This window comes from Vibrio sp. 1402 (assembly GCF_033340275.1).
In genome coordinates this window covers 1-596 of the sequence record NZ_JAWOWE010000454.1, presented here as the reverse complement: position 1 = coordinate 596, position 596 = coordinate 1, and the positions used below count along the sequence as shown (strand labels likewise).

Annotated in this window: 1 protein-coding gene; it reads right to left on the bottom strand. The window is 48.5% G+C overall.

The window, feature by feature from the left end; all coding sequences use genetic code 11:
* Positions 1 to 596 (bottom strand): aminotransferase class III-fold pyridoxal phosphate-dependent enzyme (locus tag R7044_RS26630; protein WP_225456165.1); only part of this gene is annotated, 596 nt, incomplete at both ends.

The window sequence follows — 596 nt, the reverse complement described above, 5'->3', positions numbered from 1 at the left end:
ACATTTTGCGAACATTGCTTAATGTGCGTTTCGAAATCGTCATTTGACCAGTAGATTTCTAGTGCTTTTGCCGCAGTAATAAATGCGTGGTTGTTACCACGGAACGTGCCGTTGTGCTCGCCTGGTTTCCATTGGTCAAGTTCTGGCTTCAGCAGTACAACCGCCATTGGCAGACCGTAACCACCGATCGATTTCGATAGCGTCACAATATCGGGTTCAATACCTGATGGCTCAAAACTGAAGAATGTCCCAGTTCGGCCACAACCAGCTTGAATGTCATCGACAATCAATAGAATGTCGTTTGCTTTACATATTTTACTCAAGCGCTGTAGCCACTCATTAGAGGCGGCGTTTAAACCACCCTCGCCTTGTACGGTTTCCAGCAATACGGCTGCTGGTTTGTCCATACCTGCAGAGTTGTCATTCAGCATAGTTTCGAACAGCGCCAAACCATCAACGCCAGCGTAACCTTCGAACGGAATGCGCGTTACGTTTGTAAGGCTTGAGCCGTTACCTTGTCGATGATGCTGATTACCTGTAGCCGCCAGCGCGCCTGCGGTACAACCGTGGAAACCGTTAGTGAATGCAACAACGCA